This is a genomic window from Chloroherpetonaceae bacterium (genome assembly GCA_025056565.1).
In the GTDB taxonomy this organism is placed as follows: domain Bacteria; phylum Bacteroidota; class Chlorobiia; order Chlorobiales; family Thermochlorobacteraceae; genus Thermochlorobacter.
In genome coordinates this window covers 1-994 of record JANWWA010000040.1, presented here as the reverse complement: position 1 = coordinate 994, position 994 = coordinate 1, and the positions used below count along the sequence as shown (strand labels likewise).

At 33.2% G+C, this 994-nt stretch carries 1 protein-coding gene; it reads right to left on the bottom strand.

Annotated elements, in window-relative coordinates; genetic code table 11:
* Window positions 1–205: 205 nt before the first annotated feature.
* Entirely contained in the window at window positions 206–562 is a 357-nt protein-coding gene (locus NZM05_12565; GenBank protein MCS7014447.1) for a hypothetical protein, read from the bottom strand.
* Between the last annotated feature and the right edge of the window lie 432 nt (window positions 563–994).

Below are 994 nucleotides of genomic sequence, written 5' to 3'. Positions count from 1 at the left end.
GTTTATTACTATAAATCCATTCTCTCTTTTGAAAAATTTGAACTGTTCTTTGTTGAGTTTCATGATTTATCTTGCCTGCCTGACTAATTTTTTTTAATTGGGGGAATGAACGGGACGGCGAGGTTGGATGAAAGGTTATTTACGCTTGAAGATTAAGACTAAAAAAAAAAAATAAAAAAAAGCAGGCAAACCGCCTGCTTTTTTTTTACATGATAATCTCTACCTCCCTGGGGGGCGGGAGTTCGGCAATAGTTTTTCTGTTTCTCTCGAGTATTCGAGAGAATACATCTTTTAGACTTTTTATTATTTTTTCTTCCTCTTCAACAAAATCGGGTTTACTCTTGTACTTCAATTGGATCGTCTTTGATCTGTAGGTCAAGGAGTCCATATTTTTCTCGCCCCAGTGCGAGTGCAGCTTTTCCCCGAACACAATTTCGGGGGAACAAAGTTCTTCATGGATAGAATTATCCACGTAATTTTCTATTTTTAACATCAGTTCGGCAGAAAGAACGTACTCGTTTTTATAGGTGTCATATTCCCAATTGAATTTCACTTTGATCATAGATTGTTTTGTTGTTTATGTTCCCACTGCTTGACTTTTTTTTTCATGAATCAAGCAGGCAGTGGTTTTCTGCTTGATTCAATAATATTATACGAACAATACAGAAAAAAGTTTCAAAAAAAGCAAAAAAATTTTATGTAAAAGCTAACAAAATTCTACCTTAGTGCTGCCAAACACTTCTTATACACTAAAACAAAACTTATACGCTAAAACAAAACAAAAGTTTCACGCTATATTGATTTTTTTTTTAGAATAGATAGAGGGCAGGAACGCTTGACTACGTTTTTTTTTTGTTTGAATAAAAGTAGATAGGAAAAACTGTTGTGCCAATAGATAGACAGATAGAGCAAGTATCAAAAATTTTTACTGGTTCGTGAAAGTAAAGTGTAGGTAACGGGAAAAAGTAAAAATAAACAAACAAAACAAATAAAT